This is a genomic window from Cupriavidus sp. 05T313 (assembly GCF_056396665.1).
Window position 1 is genome coordinate 13,490 of record NZ_JBFTLX010000121.1, and the last position, 16,841, is coordinate 30,330.

At 68.6% G+C, this 16,841-nt stretch carries 19 protein-coding genes; all 19 read left to right on the top strand.

All coding sequences use genetic code 11. The annotated features are described in order from the left end of the window. Nucleotides 1–27 precede the first annotated feature (27 nt). The gene (locus tag AC1DKD_RS23860; RefSeq protein WP_477103451.1) at nucleotides 28–1,224 is read left to right on the top strand and encodes an acetyl-CoA C-acetyltransferase; all 1,197 of its coding nucleotides are present in this window, start codon (nucleotides 28–30) and stop codon (nucleotides 1,222–1,224) included. A gap of 84 nt (nucleotides 1,225–1,308) precedes the next feature. Then, nucleotides 1,309–1,989, top strand: coding sequence for an SDR family oxidoreductase (locus AC1DKD_RS23865; protein ID WP_045236239.1), 681 nt, complete (start codon nucleotides 1,309–1,311; stop codon nucleotides 1,987–1,989). Nucleotides 1,990–2,049: 60 nt separating this feature from the next. Further along, entirely contained in the window at nucleotides 2,050–3,180 is a 1,131-nt protein-coding gene (locus tag AC1DKD_RS23870) for an acyl-CoA dehydrogenase family protein (protein ID WP_441636631.1), read from the top strand. Nucleotides 3,181–3,267: 87 nt separating this feature from the next. Further along, nucleotides 3,268–3,951, top strand: a complete 684-nt coding sequence (locus tag AC1DKD_RS23875) for a 2-hydroxychromene-2-carboxylate isomerase (protein WP_441636633.1) — start codon at nucleotides 3,268–3,270, stop codon at nucleotides 3,949–3,951. After that, the gene (locus AC1DKD_RS23880; protein WP_441636635.1) at nucleotides 3,948–4,637 is read left to right on the top strand and encodes an HAD family hydrolase; all 690 of its coding nucleotides are present in this window, start codon (nucleotides 3,948–3,950) and stop codon (nucleotides 4,635–4,637) included. Before AC1DKD_RS23875 ends, AC1DKD_RS23880 begins: the two co-directional genes overlap by 4 nt. Then, a complete protein-coding gene (locus AC1DKD_RS23885) occupies nucleotides 4,634–5,053 on the top strand; it encodes a YchJ family metal-binding protein (RefSeq protein WP_441636637.1) in 420 nt (139 codons plus the stop codon). The genes AC1DKD_RS23880 and AC1DKD_RS23885 overlap by 4 nt, the downstream gene beginning before the upstream one ends. After that, complete coding sequence (locus tag AC1DKD_RS23890; protein WP_477143782.1) at nucleotides 5,050–5,742, top strand: glutathione S-transferase family protein; 693 nt, start codon at nucleotides 5,050–5,052, stop codon at nucleotides 5,740–5,742. Before AC1DKD_RS23885 ends, AC1DKD_RS23890 begins: the two co-directional genes overlap by 4 nt. A 44-nt stretch (nucleotides 5,743–5,786) precedes the next feature. Beyond that, nucleotides 5,787–6,656, top strand: a complete 870-nt coding sequence (locus AC1DKD_RS23895; RefSeq protein ID WP_441636647.1) for a dienelactone hydrolase family protein — start codon at nucleotides 5,787–5,789, stop codon at nucleotides 6,654–6,656. 300 nt (nucleotides 6,657–6,956) lie between these two features. Continuing rightward, on the top strand, nucleotides 6,957–8,432 hold the full coding sequence (gene bioA / locus AC1DKD_RS23900) for an adenosylmethionine--8-amino-7-oxononanoate transaminase (RefSeq protein WP_477143783.1): 1,476 nt from the start codon (nucleotides 6,957–6,959) through the stop codon (nucleotides 8,430–8,432). Beyond that, complete coding sequence (bioF, locus tag AC1DKD_RS23905) at nucleotides 8,422–9,639, top strand: 8-amino-7-oxononanoate synthase (protein ID WP_477143784.1); 1,218 nt, start codon at nucleotides 8,422–8,424, stop codon at nucleotides 9,637–9,639. Before bioA ends, bioF begins: the two co-directional genes overlap by 11 nt. Then, on the top strand, nucleotides 9,636–10,373 hold the full coding sequence (bioD, locus tag AC1DKD_RS23910; protein WP_477103452.1) for a dethiobiotin synthase: 738 nt from the start codon (nucleotides 9,636–9,638) through the stop codon (nucleotides 10,371–10,373). The genes bioF and bioD overlap by 4 nt, the downstream gene beginning before the upstream one ends. Before the next feature lie 57 nt (nucleotides 10,374–10,430). Next, nucleotides 10,431–11,477, top strand: coding sequence for a biotin synthase BioB (gene bioB, locus AC1DKD_RS23915; protein WP_441635909.1), 1,047 nt, complete (start codon nucleotides 10,431–10,433; stop codon nucleotides 11,475–11,477). Nucleotides 11,478–11,849: 372 nt separating this feature from the next. After that, on the top strand, nucleotides 11,850–12,791 hold the full coding sequence (locus AC1DKD_RS23920; RefSeq protein WP_441635911.1) for a 2-hydroxyacid dehydrogenase: 942 nt from the start codon (nucleotides 11,850–11,852) through the stop codon (nucleotides 12,789–12,791). A gap of 85 nt (nucleotides 12,792–12,876) precedes the next feature. Further along, on the top strand, nucleotides 12,877–13,812 hold the full coding sequence (locus tag AC1DKD_RS23925; RefSeq protein WP_477103453.1) for a hydroxymethylglutaryl-CoA lyase: 936 nt from the start codon (nucleotides 12,877–12,879) through the stop codon (nucleotides 13,810–13,812). A gap of 26 nt (nucleotides 13,813–13,838) precedes the next feature. Next, nucleotides 13,839–14,360: a YbaK/EbsC family protein gene (locus AC1DKD_RS23930; protein WP_035874416.1), complete on the top strand. Its 522-nt coding sequence runs from the start codon at nucleotides 13,839–13,841 to the stop codon at nucleotides 14,358–14,360. A gap of 78 nt (nucleotides 14,361–14,438) precedes the next feature. After that, a complete protein-coding gene (locus AC1DKD_RS23935; RefSeq protein ID WP_441635915.1) occupies nucleotides 14,439–14,687 on the top strand; it encodes a DUF1289 domain-containing protein in 249 nt (82 codons plus the stop codon). Nucleotides 14,688–14,741: 54 nt separating this feature from the next. Continuing rightward, nucleotides 14,742–15,422 carry a DsbA family protein gene (locus tag AC1DKD_RS23940; protein WP_477143785.1) on the top strand — a complete coding sequence of 227 codons (681 nt, stop codon included), beginning with the start codon at nucleotides 14,742–14,744 and terminating at the stop codon, nucleotides 15,420–15,422. Nucleotides 15,423–15,449: 27 nt separating this feature from the next. Next, nucleotides 15,450–16,382: an MBL fold metallo-hydrolase gene (locus AC1DKD_RS23945; RefSeq protein WP_441635919.1), complete on the top strand. Its 933-nt coding sequence runs from the start codon at nucleotides 15,450–15,452 to the stop codon at nucleotides 16,380–16,382. Between the two features lie 59 nt (nucleotides 16,383–16,441). Continuing rightward, on the top strand, nucleotides 16,442–16,841 hold a 400-nt coding region (locus AC1DKD_RS23950; RefSeq protein WP_477143786.1), incomplete at its 3' end, for a hypothetical protein.

Here is a 16,841-nt window from a genome sequence, read left to right on the forward strand (position 1 = left end):
CGCGCCCCTAATCATTGGAGACACCCCATGCATGATCCCGTTGTCATCGTATCCGCCGCCCGCACCCCGATGGCGGCCTTCCAGGGCGAGTTCTCCGCCCTGACCGCCCCGCAACTGGGCGCCGCCGCCATCCGCGCCGCGGTGGAGCGCGCCGGCCTCAAGCCGGAGCAGATCGAGGAAGTGGTGTTCGGCTGCGTGCTGCCCGCCGGGCAGGGCCAGGCGCCTGCGCGGCAGGCAGCGCTGGGGGCAGGTCTGCCGCTGGGCGTGGGTTGCACCACCGTCAACAAGATGTGCGGCTCCGGCATGCGTGCCGCCATGACCGTGCACGACGCACTGATCGCGGGCTCGTTCGAGATCGCCATCGCCGGCGGCATGGAAAGCATGACGAATGCGCCATACTTGGTGCCCAAGGGCCGCGGCGGCTACCGCATCGGCCACGGCATGATTTTCGACCACATGATGCTGGACGGCCTGGAAGACGCCTATATCAAGGACGAGAAAGGCGGCGGCCGCTCCATGGGCACCTTTGGCGAGGACTGCGCGTCCAAGTACAACTTCACCCGCGAGGCGCAGGATGCGTTCGCCATGGAGAGCGTGCGGCGCGCACAGCAGGCGACCGAGCGCGGCGATTTCCGCTGGGAGATCGCGCCGGTGACGGTGCCTGGCCGCGGTGGCGACACTGTCATCGATACGGATGAAGGCCCGCGTCGCATCAAGGTCGACAAGATCCCCTCGCTCAAGCCGGCCTTTGCGAAGGACGGCACCATCACCGCCGCATCGTCCTCGTCGATCAACGACGGTGCCGCCGCGCTGGTGATGATGCGCGAATCCACCGCCAAGCGCCTCGGCCTGGTGCCGCTGGCCCGCTTGCTGGGTCACACCACGCATGCGCAGGCACCCGGCTGGTTTACCACCGCGCCGGTGGAAGCCATCAACAAGCTCTACCGCAAGCTCGACTGGACCACGGACAGCGTCGACCTGTTCGAGATCAACGAAGCGTTCGCCGTGGTGCCGATGGCCGCCATGCACGACCTCAAGATCCCGCGCGACAAGGTCAACATCCACGGTGGCGCCTGCGCGCTTGGCCACCCGATCGGCGCCTCGGGCGCGCGCATCATGGCCACGCTGATCGGCGCGCTGCGCAAGACCGGCGGCAAGCGCGGCGTGGCCAGCCTGTGCATCGGCGGCGGCGAAGCCACCGCGGTGGGGCTGGAGATCGTCTGAACCCGCGGTACCGCCCGCAACAGAGTGGCTGCCGCCATCGCGCGGCAGCCACACCGCAAACAACATAGAGAAAGGAGTACTGCCTTGCCAACCGCTCTCATCCTTGGTGCCTCGCGTGGCATCGGTCTCGAATTCGTGCGCCAGTACCGAGCCGATGGCTGGCGGGTACTGGCCGTCGCGCGCAGCGACGACGGCATCAAGGCCATCGAAGCGCTTGGCGCGGAGGCGTTGCGCGCCGACCTGACCGACGCGGGCCAGGTCGCCGGGCTGGGCTGGAAGCTGGACGGCGAGTCCATCGACGTAGCGATCTACAACGCCGGCGTGATCGGCCCGCGTACCGAAGGCGCGCAGCCCGTGACCCGCGAGGATTTCGACAAGGTGATGCATGTCAACGTGCTGGGGCCGATGATGGCGCTGCCGTTGCTGCTGCCGCTGGTCGAGACCGGACGTTCGGGCAAGGGCGGCGTACTGGCGGTGCTGGCCTCGCGCATGGGCAGCATCGGCACCATGGACAGCAACCGCAGCTGGCTCTACCGGGTCAGCAAGGCCGCCGCCAACGCGGCGCTCAAGGCCGCCTCGCTCGATGCGCGCCATGCCACCTGCCTGGCCTTCCATCCTGGCTGGGTGCAGACCGAGATGGGCGGCAAGGAAGCCGACCTCACGCCGCAGCAGAGCGTCTCCGGCATGCGCGCGGTGATCGCCGGCGCGACCCGGCAGGACAACGGCGGCTTTCGCAACTACGATGGCAGCGTGATCCCATGGTGAGTGCCATGGCCGATGCATCCTTCGTCACGCCCGCAGCGGCGACAACCTTGGTGAGCTGACATGCTGCTAACGCCAGAACAGGAAATGATCCGCGACGCCGTGCGCCAGTTCGCGCAGCAGGAGATCGCGCCGCACGCCGCCGCGTGGGATCGCGACAAGACCTTCCCGCATGCGGTGCACCGCGAGCTGGCCGCGCTTGGCGCGTACGGCGTGGCGGTGCCCGAGCAATACGGCGGGGCGGGGCTCGACTATCTGTCGCTCGCGCTGATCCTGGAGGAAATCGCCGCCGGCGATGGCGGCACCTCCACCGTCATCAGCGTCAACAACTGCCCGGTGTGCAGCATGTTGATGGCCTTCGCCAGCGAGGCGCAGAAGCAGCAGTGGCTGGTGCCGCTGGCGCGCGGCGAGATGCTCGGCGCCTTCTGCCTGACCGAGCCGCACGTGGGCTCGGACGCCGCGGCGCTGCGTACCAGCGCGGTGAAGGATGGCGACGACTACGTGCTCAATGGCGTCAAGCAATTCATCACCAGCGGCAAGAATGCCGATGTGGCGATCGTGCTCGCCGTGACCGACAAGGCTGCCGGCAAGCGTGGCATCAGCGCCTTCCTGGTGCCGACAACCACGCCCGGCTACATCGTGGCGCGGCTGGAGGAAAAACTCGGCCAGCATTCGTCCGATACCGCGCAGATCCTCTTCGAGGATTGCCGCGTGCCGGCCGCCAATATGCTGGGCGAGGAGGGCGCCGGCTACAAGATGGCGCTGTCCGGGCTGGAAGGCGGCCGCATCGGCATCGCCTCGCAAAGCATCGGCATGGCGCGCGCCGCCTTCGAGGCGGCCCTGGCTTACGCGAAGGAACGCGAGAGCTTCGGCCAGCCGCTGTTCGCGCACCAGGCGGTGCAGTTCCGCCTGGCCGACATGGCGACCAGGATCGAGGTGGCGCGGCAGATGGTGTGGCACGCCGCGTCGCTCAAGGATGCGGGGCGGCCCTGCCTGAAGGAAGCCGCGATGGCCAAGCTGTACGCCAGCGAGATGGCGGAGGAAGTCTGCTCGGCCGCCATCCAGGTCTTCGGCGGCTATGGTTATGTCAGCGACTTCCCGGTCGAGCGCATCTACCGCGATGTGCGCGTCTGCCAGATCTACGAAGGCACCAGCGATATCCAGAAGATACTGATCGCGCGGGCGCTGGCCTGACGCCTCGCCTGCGGATCGCGGAACCATTTCACCAATGCAGCACCGAAGTATCGAACCCAACGGCCAGACGCCAGGAGCCCCCAGACAATGACTGCTGCCATCGATTTCTACTTCGATTTTTCTTCGCCGTACGGCTATTTCGCCAGCACGCGCATCGACGAGCTGGCGCAGAAGTACGGACGCATCGTCGCATGGCATCCGATCCTGCTCGGCGTGGTCTTCAAGACCACCGGCTGCTCGCCGCTGCCGCACGTGCCGCTCAAGGGCGACTACGCGTGGCGCGATTTCGAGCGCACCGCGCGCTTCCACGATATCGAGTACAAACGCCCGACGCACTTCCCGCTGCCCACCACGCAGGCCGCGCGTGCCATGCTGTGGCTGCAGAACCATCACGGCGACGATATCGCCACCGCGTTCGCCAAGGCGGTCTATCGCGCCTTGTTCGTGGATGACATCAACATCGCCGAGCCGGCCGAACTGGTGAAGCTGGCCGAGCCGCTGGGCATCGACGCGCATGCCATGGATGCTGGCGCCAGCAGTTTCCAGATCAAGGACCAGCTCAAGGCCGAGATCGACGTGGCCATGGCCAAGGGCGTGTTCGGCTCCCCGTTCGTGATCATCGACGGCGAGCCGTTCTGGGGCTTCGACCGCTTCGACCAGATCGAGGCGCACCTCAAGAGCAAGCGCCCGACGGCGCTGCGCGCGGTGGGCAGCACGGACAGCCATACACTCGGCAACACAGACAGCAGCAAGGAAAAGAAGCCCGCATGAACCCCAGCATCAAGCCGATCCGCCATCCCCGTTTCGACTGCGTGATTTTCGACTGCGACGGCGTGCTCGTCGACAGCGAGCCCATCGTCAACCGCGTGCTCAACGAGATGCTCAACGAACTCGGCATCCGCATCTCGATCGAGGAATCCACCAAATGGTTCCTCGGCCGCGCGGTGCGCGAGGAGCTTGAGAACATCGAGCGCCGGCGCGGCGCGCCGTTGCCCGAGAACTGGCTGTCGCAATGGTTCGCGCGGCGCAATGCCGTGCTGGAGGCGGAAGTGCAAGCCGTACCGTACGTTCGCGAGGCGGTTGCCGCGATCGCCGCCGCCGGCCTGCCCGTTTGCGTGGCGTCCGGCGCCGACCGCATCAAGGTCAAGCTGCAGCTGACCCGCACCGGCCTGGTCGAGCTGTTCCAGCAGGACGAGCGCGAGCACATTTTCTCGTCCACCGAGGTCGAGCGCAGCAAGCCCGCGCCTGACGTGTATCTGCTGGCGGCGCGCACCATGAACGTGGAGCCCGCGCGCTGCGTGGTGATCGAGGATAGCCCGACGGGCGTTACCGCCGGCGTAGCCGCGGGCATGACCGTGCTCGGCTATGCCGCGCGCAATGCCGCCGAATCGCTGCTGGCGGTCGGCGCTGGCAGCATTTTCACCGATATGCGCGAGCTGCGGGGGTTGATCGGATGAAGGCGCGGGCGTCCGGCGCCGGCGGCTGTCCCTGTGGCGGCGGCGACTATGCCACCTGCTGCGGACGCTTTCATCGTGGCGAGGCGCTGCCGGGCAACGCCGAGCAGCTGATGCGTTCGCGCTATAGCGCCTATGTGCTGGGCGACGTGGATTGGCTGCGCCATACCTGGCATCCGTCCACCTGCCCGGCGGATCTCGCGCCAGATACCGGTACGCGCTGGCTCGGGCTGGCCGTCAAGGCGCATGCGCAGCAGGACGAGACGCACGCCGAGGTGGAATTCGTGGCGCGCTACAAGGTGGGCGGGCGCGCCTGGCGGCTGCACGAGCGCAGCCGCTTCGTACGCGAGCCGCGCGACGCCAGCGAGGCGCCGCGCTGGCTTTATGTGGATGGTGAAATGCTGGGGGAGAAACCATGACGGAACCGAAGACTGCCGCTGGTGCGACACCGGATGCCGACTACGTGCTGTACGGCTTCGCGCAATCCGGCAACACCTACAAGGTGGCGCTGCTGCTGGAAACGGTCGGCGTGCAGCGTGGCCGCAAGCTGTGGGCGCCGCGCTTCGTAGATTACTTCAACGGCGAGACGCACACCCCGGAGTACCGCGCCATCAACGAGATGGGCGAGGCGCCGGTGCTCGAGTTCGACGGCCGTAGACTGTCGCAATCGGGCGCCATCCTCGACGTGCTGGCGCAGCRGCTTGGCATCTATGGCCCCGCCGATGACGCCGAGCGTACCGAAGTGCTGCGCTGGCTGCTGTTCGACAACCACAAGTTCAGCTCCTATACCGCGACCTACCGCTTCCTGCGCACCTTTGCCAAGGCGCCGGACCCGGCGGTGCTGCAGTTCCTCCGGCAGCGCTGCGAAGGCGCATGGAGCGTGCTCAACGCGCATTTGTCCGGGCGCGCCCATGTGCTCGGCGAGCGGCTCACGATTGCCGATTTTTCGCTGGCCGGCTATGTCTACTTCGACGACGAGATCGGCGTGCACTGGCGCAAGGAATATCCGCATATCCACGCCTGGACCGAGCGGCTGCGCGCGCTGCCGGGCTGGCAGCATCCCTATGCGCTCCTGCCCGGCCATCCGCTGCCGAAACGGGCCGGCTGAGCGGTGGGCGCGGGACAAGAGAGGCACAGGCAATCGTGAGATCGATAGCGGGGCTGGCCGTGGCGCTGGCGCTTGTGGTGGGCGGGCCTGCGCTCGCGCAGGACGCCGCGCCGGCGTCTTCACCCGTGGCGGCTGGCAAGATGGCGGAGCAAGTCGCAATGATCCCCAAGCCGGGGGTGCTGTTCTCGGTGGAGCTCGAAACCACCATCTTCAAGCCGCCCGGCGAAGGCCCTTTTCCATTGATCGTGCTCAATCACGGCAAGGCGTCGGGCAAGCCGGCATTCCAGCCGCGCGCACGCTATTCCGCCCAGAGCGCTGAATTCGTCAAGCGCGGCTATGTAGTGGCGCTGCCGATGCGCCAGGGCTTTTCCAGATCCGGCGGTGCCTATATCGGCGCGGGCTGCAATGTGGAAAGCAATGGCCTCGTGCAGGCCGAGGATGTGGTTGCCACGCTCGACTACATGGTCAAGCAGCCTTATGTCGACAAGTCGCGCATCGTTGTGATTGGCCAGTCGCACGGCGGGCTGACCACCATGGCATTCAGCACCCTTGCGTACCCCGGCGTGCTCGGCCTGGTCAATTTTGCCGGCGGGCTGCGCGATGAATCGTGCAGCCGCTGGGAGTTCAACCTGATCGATGCGTTTGGCGACTACGGCAAGCAGGCGCGCTATCCCTCGCTGTGGATGTATGGCGATAACGACAGCTACTGGCCGCAGCCGCTCCCAGAGAAGATGTTCGGCGCCTACAAGGCGCAGGCGCATGGCGCTGCCGCGAACACGCGCATGGTGGACTTCGGCACCTTCGCGGGCGATTCGCACGCCATGTTCGGCAGCCGGGCCGGCTTGCCTATCTGGCTGCCGGAAGTCGGGCGGTTTTTCAAGGAAATCGGGCTTCCTTTCGATCCCCTGCCATAAGCCGGAGCATCAGCGGGAGCATCAACAGGCTCCTGCCGGCGGAAGGTTTACCCCGACAAGCAATCCCGCTGGCGGCGCAGGGTGTGGAGATAAGGGCATGCTGGCATGGAGATGTGGCGACGATACGCCCTTCTCCCCGCTTTTTCGTTTAACGCGCTGCTAACGTGTAAATCCGGTCCTGTTTGCCAAGTGGCCGGGGAGCTCCCTACCATGACTCTCCCCAACCCGCACGCAAATGCCGCCACGCCAGGCTCTGCCCGGCCGGGCAGGCCACCGCGCGGTCAACAAAGGAGGGTTTCCTTGGAAGACCAGTCCAATTCCGCATCCCCCGCGCCCGCCACGCTCGGCGAGCGCAGCCTGCGCGCCGTCTGGCATCCGTGCACGCCGCTGCGGCCCGATGCCGGCAAGCCGCCGCTGGCCATCGCCCGCGGCGAAGGCCCGTGGCTGCACGACACCGGCGGCCAGCGCTATTTCGACGCCACCAGCTCCTGGTGGGTCAACCTGTTCGGCCATGCCAATCCCGAGATCAACGCCGCGCTGCGCGAGCAGCTCGACACGCTGGAGCACGTGATGCTGGCCGGCTGCACGCATGCGCCCGCGGTGGAGCTTGCGGAGCGGCTGTCGGCCCTGACCGGCGGCGCGCTCGGCCATGCGTTCTATGCCAGCGACGGTGCCTCGGCTGTCGAGATCGCGCTGAAGATGAGCTTCCACTACTGGCGCAACACGGGCCTGGGCGGCAAGCGCGAATTCATCTGCCTGCGCCATGGCTACCACGGCGAGACCGTGGGCGCGCTGGCGGTGACCGACGTGGCGATCTTCCGTGATGCCTACGATCCGATGCTGATGAGCTCGCACGTGGTGATGTCGCCCGACGCGCGCCAGGCCGCGCCGGGCGAGAGCGCCGCGCAGGTGGCGCAGCGCGCGCTGGACGAGCTGGAGGCGCTGCTCCACGCGCGCGGCGGACAGATCGCGGCCCTTATCATCGAGCCGCTGGTGCAATGCGCCGCCGGCATGGCGATGCACGATCCGCTGTACCTGGAGGGCGTGCGCGCGCTGTGCGACCGCTACCGCGTGCACCTGATCGCCGACGAGATCGCGGTCGGCTGCGGCCGTACCGGCACCTTCTTCGCCTGGGAGCAGGCGCGCGGCGCCGGCGATGCGCCGGGCGCGCCGTTGCCGGCGCACCTCTGGCCCGATTTCCTGTGCCTGTCCAAGGGCATCAGCGGCGGCTACCTGCCGCTCTCGCTGGTGCTCTCGCGCAGCGCGATCCAGCAGGCCTTCGTTGCGGACGCCGGGGACCCGGACCGCGCCCGCAGTTTCCTGCACTCGCATTCCTACACGGGCAACCCGCTCGCCTGCCGCGCGGCGCTGGCCACGCTGGACCTGTTCGCGCGGCAGGACGTGATCGCGCAAAACCGCCAGCGCGCCCGGTGGCTCACGCAAGCCATGGCGGGACTGGCAGCGGATGCGCGGCTGCAGCATGTGCGCCAGCGCGGGCTGATCTGGGCCGCCGACGTGCGCGAGGAATATGCCGCGAATGCTGGTGAATTCTCCGCGCGTTTCCATCATGCCGCGCGCGCGCACGGCGTATTGATCCGTCCGATCGGCCGCACGCTCTACGTGATGCCGCCGTATGTGTTCGACGCCGACATGGCGCACTGGCTGGCCGGCCGCCTGCAGGCCACGCTCGACGCGGTGCTGGCCGGCGGCCTCGACAAGAACGAAAGCGCCGGCAACGATGCCGGCGCCACCAGGGAGATTCRCCATGTTGCTTGAGCACCTGACCCTCGCCGCCGCCGAGCGTGACGCAAAGGCGCTGACGCGCCGCCGCCGCACTGCGTATTCCGCCTGCGCTCCGCACCAGGCCGTGAGCGACGCCTGCGGCGACGAAATGCACTCCTTGCTCACCTTTTGCAGCAACGACTACCTGGGCCTGGCCAACCATCCCGCGCTGATCGCGGCGATGGCGGACGGCGCGCGCCAGTTCGGCGCGGGCAGCGGGGCGTCCCATCTGGTGAGCGGCCACTCGCTGGCGCACCACCGGCTCGAGAGCGAACTGGCGGAGTGGTACGCGCCGCATATCCCGCACGCGCGCGCACTGTATTTCTGCACCGGCTACATGRCCAATATGGCGGTGCTGACCGCGCTGGGCAGCGCCGATGCCACGCTCTTCTGCGAGGAACTCAACCATGCTTCGCTGATCGACGGCGCCCGGCTCGCGCGTGCCGAAGTCCGCCGCTATGCCCATCGTGACGTGGCCGGGCTGGAGGGGTTGCTGACCGCCAGCAGCAGCCCGCTCAAGCTGATCGTTACCGACAGCGTGTTCAGCATGGACGGCGATCTCGCCCCGCTGACCGAGCTGCTGGCCCTGGCCGAGCGCCACGACGCCTGGATCATCGTCGACGATGCGCATGGCTTCGGCGTGCTGGGCGAACAAGGGCGCGGCGTGCTCGAGCACCTGGGCCTGACTTCGCCGCGGTTCATCTATATCGGCACGCTGGGCAAGGCCGCCGGCGTGGCGGGCGCCTTCGTGGCCGCGCACGAGACCATCATCGACCACCTGGTCAATACCGCGCGGCAGTACATCTACACCACGGCCGCGCCGCCGGCGGTGGCGCACGCCTTGTCCGCCAGCCTGGCGCTGATCGCCGGGGATGAAGGGCGGCAACGCCGCGTGCAGCTCGGTACGCTGATCCGCACGCTGCGGGGCGGGCTGGCCGAGCTGACCCGCGCCGCGGGCTGGCGCCTGGGTGAGAGCACCACGGCGATCCAGCCGGTGATCGTGGGCGACAACGTAGCCGCACTGGCGTTGTCCGCGGCGCTGGAGGCCGACGGTATCCGCGTGGGCGCGATCCGTCCGCCCACCGTGCCGGTGGGTACGGCCCGCTTGCGCATCACGCTATCGGCCTCGCACACCCTGGCCGATGTGGATCGCCTGCTGGCCAGCCTGCGCAGCGTGGTGCCGCACATGGAGGCGTCATGAGCGAGCGTGCCGCCATCGCCTGCTTTGTCACGGGCACCGACACGGGCGTCGGCAAGACGCACGCCAGCGCCACCTTGCTGCACGCGCTGCGCGCCGCCGGCTACCGCGCGGTTGGCATGAAGCCGGTAGCGAGCGGCAGCGAGTGGCGCGGCGACCATTGGCATAACGACGACGTGGCGCAGCTGCGTGCCGCCAGCGCGCTGGCCGTGCCGCAGGCGCTGACCTGTCCCTTCCTGTTGCGCACGCCGGCATCGCCGCACCTCGCCGCCGCCATCGAAGGCGCCCGCATCACGCGCGAGCCGATCCGTGCCGCCTTTGCCGCGCTGCGGGCGCAGGCCGATGCGGTGGTGGTGGAAGGCGTCGGCGGCTTTCGCGTGCCGCTCGACGGGGCGCCGCCGGAAGAGGGCGGCTGGGATACCGCCGACCTCGCCGTAATGCTCGGCCTGCCGGTGCTGCTGGTGGTGGGCATCCGCCTTGGCTGCATCAGCCATGCGCTGCTGACCGCCGAAGCCGTGCGCGCGCGCGGCCTGCACCTGGCCGGCTGGATCGCCAACCGTATCGACCCGGCCATGGATCTCGCCGACGAGAACATCGACACACTGCGTGCCGCGCTGGATGCCCCGCACCTGGGCACGCTGCCGTGGCAGGCCGCGCCCGCCGATGCCGCCGGGCAGCTCGCGCTGGCGCCGCTGCTGGCCGCCTGCCATGCGCGGTCCGCGGTCGCCGCCGCCTGAACGCGCGCCTTGCAGAAACCGAATACACCGAAAGCATTACTGGAACAGATAACAATCATGACCACCACTTCCCTCGCAACCGACACCGTAGCCACCATTTCCGCCGACACCCTGCGCCAGACAGCCCGCCGCTTCACCGAGACCGCGCCCGCGGCCAGGCCCGGAGACTGGACCGTGGCCGAAGTTGCCGCGCTGTACGCGCTGCCGTTCAACGACCTGCTGTTCCGCGCCCAGCAGGTGCACCGCGAGCATTTCGACGCCAATGCCGTGCAACTCTCCACGCTGCTGTCGATCAAGACCGGTGGCTGCGAAGAGGATTGCGGCTACTGCCCGCAGAGCGCGCACCACGATGCCGGCGTCACGGCCGGCAAGCTGATGGCACTGGACGATGTGCTGGAAGCCGCGCGCGCCGCCAAGGCCAGCGGCGCAGGCCGCTTCTGCATGGGCGCCGCCTGGCGCAGCCCCAAGGACCGTCACCTGGAGCCGGTGATCGAGATGGTGAAGGAGGTCAAGGCCATGGGCCTGGAGACCTGCGTCACGCTCGGCATGCTGGAGGCCGAGCAGGCCCAGCGCCTGAAGGACGCCGGGCTGGACTACTACAACCACAACCTCGATACCTCGCCCGAGTTCTACGGCGAGATCATCGGCACCCGCACCTACCAGGACCGCCTGGACACCATCGGCCATGTGCGCGAGGCTGGCATCAACGTATGCTGCGGCGGCATCGTCGGCATGGGCGAATCGCGCGAGGCGCGCGCCGGGCTGATCGCGCAGCTCGCCAACCTCGACCCGTACCCCGAGTCGGTGCCTATCAACAACCTGGTGGCTGTCAAGGGCACGCCGCTGGCCGACACGGCGCCGATCGACCCGTTCGAATTTGTCCGCACCATCTCGGTGGCGCGCATCACCATGCCGCGCGCCATGGTGCGCCTGTCCGCCGGCCGCGAGACCATGGACGATGCGCTGCAGGCGCTGTGTTTCATGGCCGGCGCCAATTCCATCTTCTACGGCGACCGGCTGCTGACCACCGCCAATCCCCAGGCCGACCGCGATCGCGCCCTGCTGTCCCGGCTGGATATCCGCACCGAGGGCTACGCCGGGTAAGCCGGCCGGCCCCGTGACCGCTTTGCCTGCGCCCGGTTGGTGACATCGCAGGCGTTCCGCACTGCGGATCCCGGCACCGCGCCTTTCGGGGGTGCGGTGCGCCGCCGGCGACATCCGTGTCGATCCCGGCAAGTGCCCTGCACTGCGGGCAGGGCCATGCGGAAGGTGATACCTTTCATGTGTTCAGCGGCCAGCGTCACGTGGCACCTGTCTGGACCGGCCCGCTGGCAGACGCCGGTTAAGGCGCGCGGTTGCTGTCCTTCCGGGCCGGAAACGGCCGGGCCGCCGCCTCCAGGGCGCGCCTGCCGCAAGAAAACCGCAGGCAACGCCCATCCTCTGCGAAAATAGAAACAAAACCAGAGTGKAGATGAGATGAAGTTGCAGTTGTATGTACCGGACGGCCGTTACCAGCCCTGGATCGACAGTTTTGCCGAAGCCCTGCCCGAGGCGCAATGCCTGACCTGGGAAGACAGCAAGAATGAGCAGGTGGACTACGCCGTGGTCTGGCGGCCGCCGCTGGAGATGCTGCGCGGGCGTACCGACCTGAAAGCGGTCTTCAATCTCGGCGCCGGCGTGGATGGCATCCTGAGCCTGCGCGACACCGACGCGAACGCACTGCCGGCCGGCGTGCCCATCGTGCGCCTGGACGATGCCGGCATGGCCGCCCAGATGATCGACTACGTGACGCACGCGGTACTGCGCTACTTCCGCCGCCTGGACGAATACGCGCTGGCCCAGCAGGCCGGTACCTGGCGTTTTCTCAAGCCGCACCGCCGCGCCGATTTCACCATCGGCGTGATGGGCGTAGGCACGCTGGGCGCGCAGATCGCCAAGTCGCTGGCCGGATTCGGTTTCCCGGTGCGTGGCTGGAGCCGCACGGCGCGCGAAGTCGAAGGCGTGCAGGGCTTTGCCGGCGAGGCTGGCCAGGCCGGCTTCCTGGACGGGCTGCGCGTGCTGGTCAATGTCTTGCCGCTGACGCCGGAAACCGAGAACATCCTGGATGCCGGACTGCTGGGCAAGCTCGCCAAGGGCGCCTACCTGGTCAACGTGGCGCGCGGGCCGCACCTGGTCGAGGAAGACCTGCTGGCCGCGGTGCAATCCGGCCAGGTTGCCGGTGCCATGCTCGACGTGTTCCGCACCGAGCCGCTGCCTGCCGACCATCCCTTCTGGTCCGAGCCGCGCATCACCATCACGCCGCATATTGCGGCGCTGACCTTGCGCGAAGACAGCATTGAACAGATCGCGGGCAAGATCCGCGCGCTGCGCGCGGGCCAGCCGATCGCCGGCGTGGTCGACCTGCAACGCGGCTATTGAACGAACCGGGCACCGGGGCGGAGCGCCCCGGTGCCATGCACCGGATACGCCGCGCCTGCGCGGCTATCCGAAACGAGGAGACATCGTGAACCTGCCCCACTATGTGAAAGTCGTCGAAGTCGGTCCGCGCGACGGCCTGCAGAACGAAAAAGCCATGGTGCCGACCGAGGTCAAGGTCGAGCTGATCAACCGCCTGAGCGATGCCGGCTTCGTCAATATCGAAGCCGCTTCCTTCGTCTCGCCCAAATGGGTGCCGCAGATGGCMGACGGCGCCGATGTGATGGCGCGCATCCAGCGCCGGCCCGGCACCTTGTACTCGGTGCTCACGCCCAATATGAAGGGATTCGAAGGCGCGGTGGCCGCGTCCGCCGATGAGGTCGTGATCTTCGGCGCCGCCAGCGAGGCCTTCTCGCAAAAGAACATCAATTGCTCGATCGCAGAATCCATCGCGCGCTTCGAGCCGGTGGCCGCCGCCGCCAAGGAGAAAGGCTTGCGACTGCGCGCCAGCGTCTCCTGCGCGCTGGGCTGCCCCTACCAGGGCGAAGTGCCGGTGCACGCGGTGGTGGATGTGGTGCGCCGCATGCGCGATCTCGGCTGCGACGAGATCGACATCGCCGACACCATTGGCGTGGGCACGCCGGGCCGGGTGCAGGAGGTGATGCACGCGGTGGCCGCCGAATTCCCCATCGACCGCCTCTCCGGCCATTTCCACGATACCTATGGCCAGGCGCTATCCAATATCCTGGCCAGCCTGCAGGTCGGCATCTCGATCTTCCACGCGTCGGTGGCCGGTCTCGGCGGCTGCCCTTATGCCAAGGGCGCCACCGGCAATGTCGCCACGGAAGACGTGCTGTACATGCTGCACGGCATGGGCATCCACACCGGCGTGGACCTGGAGCAGGTGGTGCGGGCGGGCGACTTCATCTCGCAGTCGATCGGCCGCGCCAACAGCTCGCGCGTCGGACGCGCGCTGCTGACGAAGTGGGGCGCCGGTGCCGACGCCGCGCCCGCCTGCGTGTAAGGCATTGCCATTCGCACCCTACCGACATGAACATTCGCACTCCTGACAACGCCGGGGACACGGCAGCGTTGCCCGAAGCCGCGCAGCGCGTCGCCGGCCTGCTGGCCGGCCTCGGCCACGACAAGCCGGTGGTCATGCTGCCCGCCACCGGCAAGACCTCGGCCGAGGCCGCGGCCGGGCTCGGCTGCTCGGTGGCCGAGATCGCCAAATCCATCATCTTTCGCCGCGTGGCGGACGACGCGCCGGTGCTGGTGATCGCCAGCGGCAGCAACCGCGTCGACGAAGCCAAGGTGGCCGCCGTGGTGGGCCAGCTCGGCAAGGCCGACGCCAGGTTCGTGCGCGAGAAGACCGGCTACGCCATCGGCGGCGTCTGCCCGATCGGCCACGCGGTGGCGCCGGTGATGCTGCTCGACAGCGACCTGTTCCGCTACGACAGCCTGTGGGCCGCCGCCGGCCATCCGCACGCGGTGTTCAACCTCACGCCGCAAGAGCTGCAGCGCATGACCGGGGCCGAAGTGGCCGATGTGGCGCAGCGCGATTCCGCATGAAGCCGCCACTCGCACCCGGCATCGCCCGCGCCGCGACCGCCGCCGCACAGGCGCCCATGGCTGGCAGGGACTGATCCGATGTCGCAAGCCACCCGCCTGGCCGCCGAACTCACGCGCGGCGCGCAAGCCGCGCAGCGCGCGCAGCCCGTACCGTCGCCTTGCCGCAATGTATGCCGCATGGATGCCGCCAGCGGCTACTGCGAAGGCTGYCTGCGCACCATCGGCGAGATTGCCGCATGGTCCGGCAGCGACGAGGCCGAGCGGCGCAGGATCTGGCTGCTGTTGCCGCCGCGCGCCGCGCAACTCGCCGCACGGGCGGCGCCTTGACTGCGCCGGCGGCTGCCATGCGTGTCCACCCCAACACCACGGAGTGATCCGGCCATGACAAACGCCATCGACTGGTATTTCGACCCGATCTCGCCGTTCGCCTACCTCGCGTTCGAGCGGCTGCCCCGGGCCTTGCCGGCCCATGCCACGGTACGCTACGTGCCGCTGCTGTTTRCCGGGCTGCTGCGCCATTGGGGCAATGTCGGCCCGGCCGAGATCGCGCCCAAGCGCCGCTTCACCTTCGAACATGTGGCATGGATCGCGCACCGCGACGGCATCCGGCTCGCCATGCCTGCGGTGCATCCTTTCAATCCGTTGCCCTTGTTGCGCCTGGCGGTAGCGCTGGAACTCGAGGGCCGGCTAACGCACGCCACCCTGGCGCCGGTCTTCCGCTTTGTCTGGCAGCAAGGCCATGTGCCGCAGCAGCAGGCGGAATTCGACGCGCTGTGCGCCCTGCTTGGCGTACCCGCCGCTGCGCTGGCGCGGGACGCGGTCAAGGCGCGCCTGCGCGAACACGGGGACGAAGCCGTGGCGCGCGGCGTGTTCGGCGTGCCCACCGCCGTGCTGCAGGGCGACGCCCAGGGCCAGTTGTTCTGGGGCCTCGATGCGCTCGACATGCTGGCTGCACGGCTGAACCATGACCCCTTCTTTGCCTCCGGCGCGTTCCGTGCCGCCGCCGACTTGCCGGTGGGAACGGGGCGCGCCGATGCGCCCACCCCGGCCGCCGGCCGCTGATATTAGCCCTGACTAACCGATAGCCCGATGCCAGCCACCTTCGCGCCTCCCACCCTGCCATCCACCATGCGCGTCTTCGAGCGCGGCTGGCTGTCGGCCAACAACATCCTCTTTGTGGACGGCGACGACACCGCGCTGGTCGATTCGGGCTATGTCACGCATGCGCCGCAGACGCTGGCGCTGGTCGAGGCCGGCCTGCGGGGGCGGCCGCTGCGGCGCCTCGTGAACACGCATCTGCACTCCGACCATTGCGGCGGCAATGCCGCGCTGCAGGTCCGCTGGCAACCGCGCACGCTGATCCCCGCCGCGGAGGCCGGGGCGGTGCGCGCGTGGGATGTGGACGCCCTCAGCTACAGCGCCACCGGCCAGCAGTGCGACCGCTTCGGCTTCGACGGCGTGGTGCAGGACGGCGATGTGTTGCGCCTGGGCGGGATGGACTGGCAGGTGGTGGCGGCGCCCGGCCACGATCCCCATGCGGTGATGTTGTTCGCGCCGCAGGAAGGCATCCTGATTTCGGGCGATGCGCTGTGGGAGAGCGGCTTCGGCGTGATCTTCCCGGAACTCGACGGCGAGAGCGGTTTCGCCGAGCAGGCGGCCGTGCTGGAGCGCATCGCCGGGCTGGATGTGCGCGTGGTGATTCCCGGCCACGGGCGGCCGTTCACGAACGTCGCCGCCGCGCTCGACGTTGCCGGCGGGCGCCTGGCCTACCTGAGCGGCGATGCCGGGCGCAACGCCGCGCACGCGGTCAAGGTGCTGGTGAAGTTCAAGCTGCTGGAGCAGCAGCGCATGCCGCGCGACACGCTGCTGGCGTGGATGGCGCAGGCGCCCCTGATGCAGCGCATTCACGCGCGCTTCATGGCCGGGCAGGACATGGCGCAGGTCCTGGACCGGGTGCTGGAATCCCTCGCCGCAGCGGGCGCGCTGGCGCTGGCAGACGGCGAGGTGTACAACCGGGACTGAGCGGCGGCGCCCCGCCCTGGCGCTTGCGCCTGCCCCGATCCCTTGCGAGGAAGTCGCCCATGCCTGCCTTTCCCGTCGCATTGCTCCAGCCGCTGGTCGCGCATCTCCTGCCCTCGGCCATCCACGCGCACGGCGCCGACCTGCAGATCGAACTGGCGCCCTTCGTGCTCGGCGGCGCGCCGGTGCGTACCGCGATCCGTCTCGATGGCGTGAGCCTGCCCTCGCAAAGCCTGGAAGGACTGGCAGGCCGGCGCCTGCTGTTCCCGCTCAACCCGGAGCCCGGCTATATCGACGGCTCGATCTACGTCGACGGCCGCCATCACGCGGTCGACGTCAGCGAGCTGCGCTTCGGCGAGCTCGACCCGCACGGCCTGCCCGTGACGCTTGAAGGCTGGATTCATTTCGACGACGGCGCCCGCTTCGACGACACCGCGCTAAGCCTGGCCGCCCACATTGCCC

Coding starts and splice junctions, on each gene's coding strand:
- AC1DKD_RS23860 (WP_477103451.1), top strand. CDS start 28: ATGCATGATCCCGTTGTCATCGTATCCGCCGCCCGCACCCCGATGGCG.
- AC1DKD_RS23870 (WP_441636631.1), top strand. CDS start 2,050: ATGCTGCTAACGCCAGAACAGGAAATGATCCGCGACGCCGTGCGCCAG.
- AC1DKD_RS23875 (WP_441636633.1), top strand. CDS start 3,268: ATGACTGCTGCCATCGATTTCTACTTCGATTTTTCTTCGCCGTACGGC.
- AC1DKD_RS23880 (WP_441636635.1), top strand. CDS start 3,948: ATGAACCCCAGCATCAAGCCGATCCGCCATCCCCGTTTCGACTGCGTG.
- AC1DKD_RS23885 (WP_441636637.1), top strand. CDS start 4,634: ATGAAGGCGCGGGCGTCCGGCGCCGGCGGCTGTCCCTGTGGCGGCGGC.
- bioD (WP_477103452.1), top strand. CDS start 9,636: ATGAGCGAGCGTGCCGCCATCGCCTGCTTTGTCACGGGCACCGACACG.
- bioB (WP_441635909.1), top strand. CDS start 10,431: ATGACCACCACTTCCCTCGCAACCGACACCGTAGCCACCATTTCCGCC.
- AC1DKD_RS23920 (WP_441635911.1), top strand. CDS start 11,850: ATGAAGTTGCAGTTGTATGTACCGGACGGCCGTTACCAGCCCTGGATC.
- AC1DKD_RS23930 (WP_035874416.1), top strand. CDS start 13,839: ATGAACATTCGCACTCCTGACAACGCCGGGGACACGGCAGCGTTGCCC.
- AC1DKD_RS23945 (WP_441635919.1), top strand. CDS start 15,450: ATGCCAGCCACCTTCGCGCCTCCCACCCTGCCATCCACCATGCGCGTC.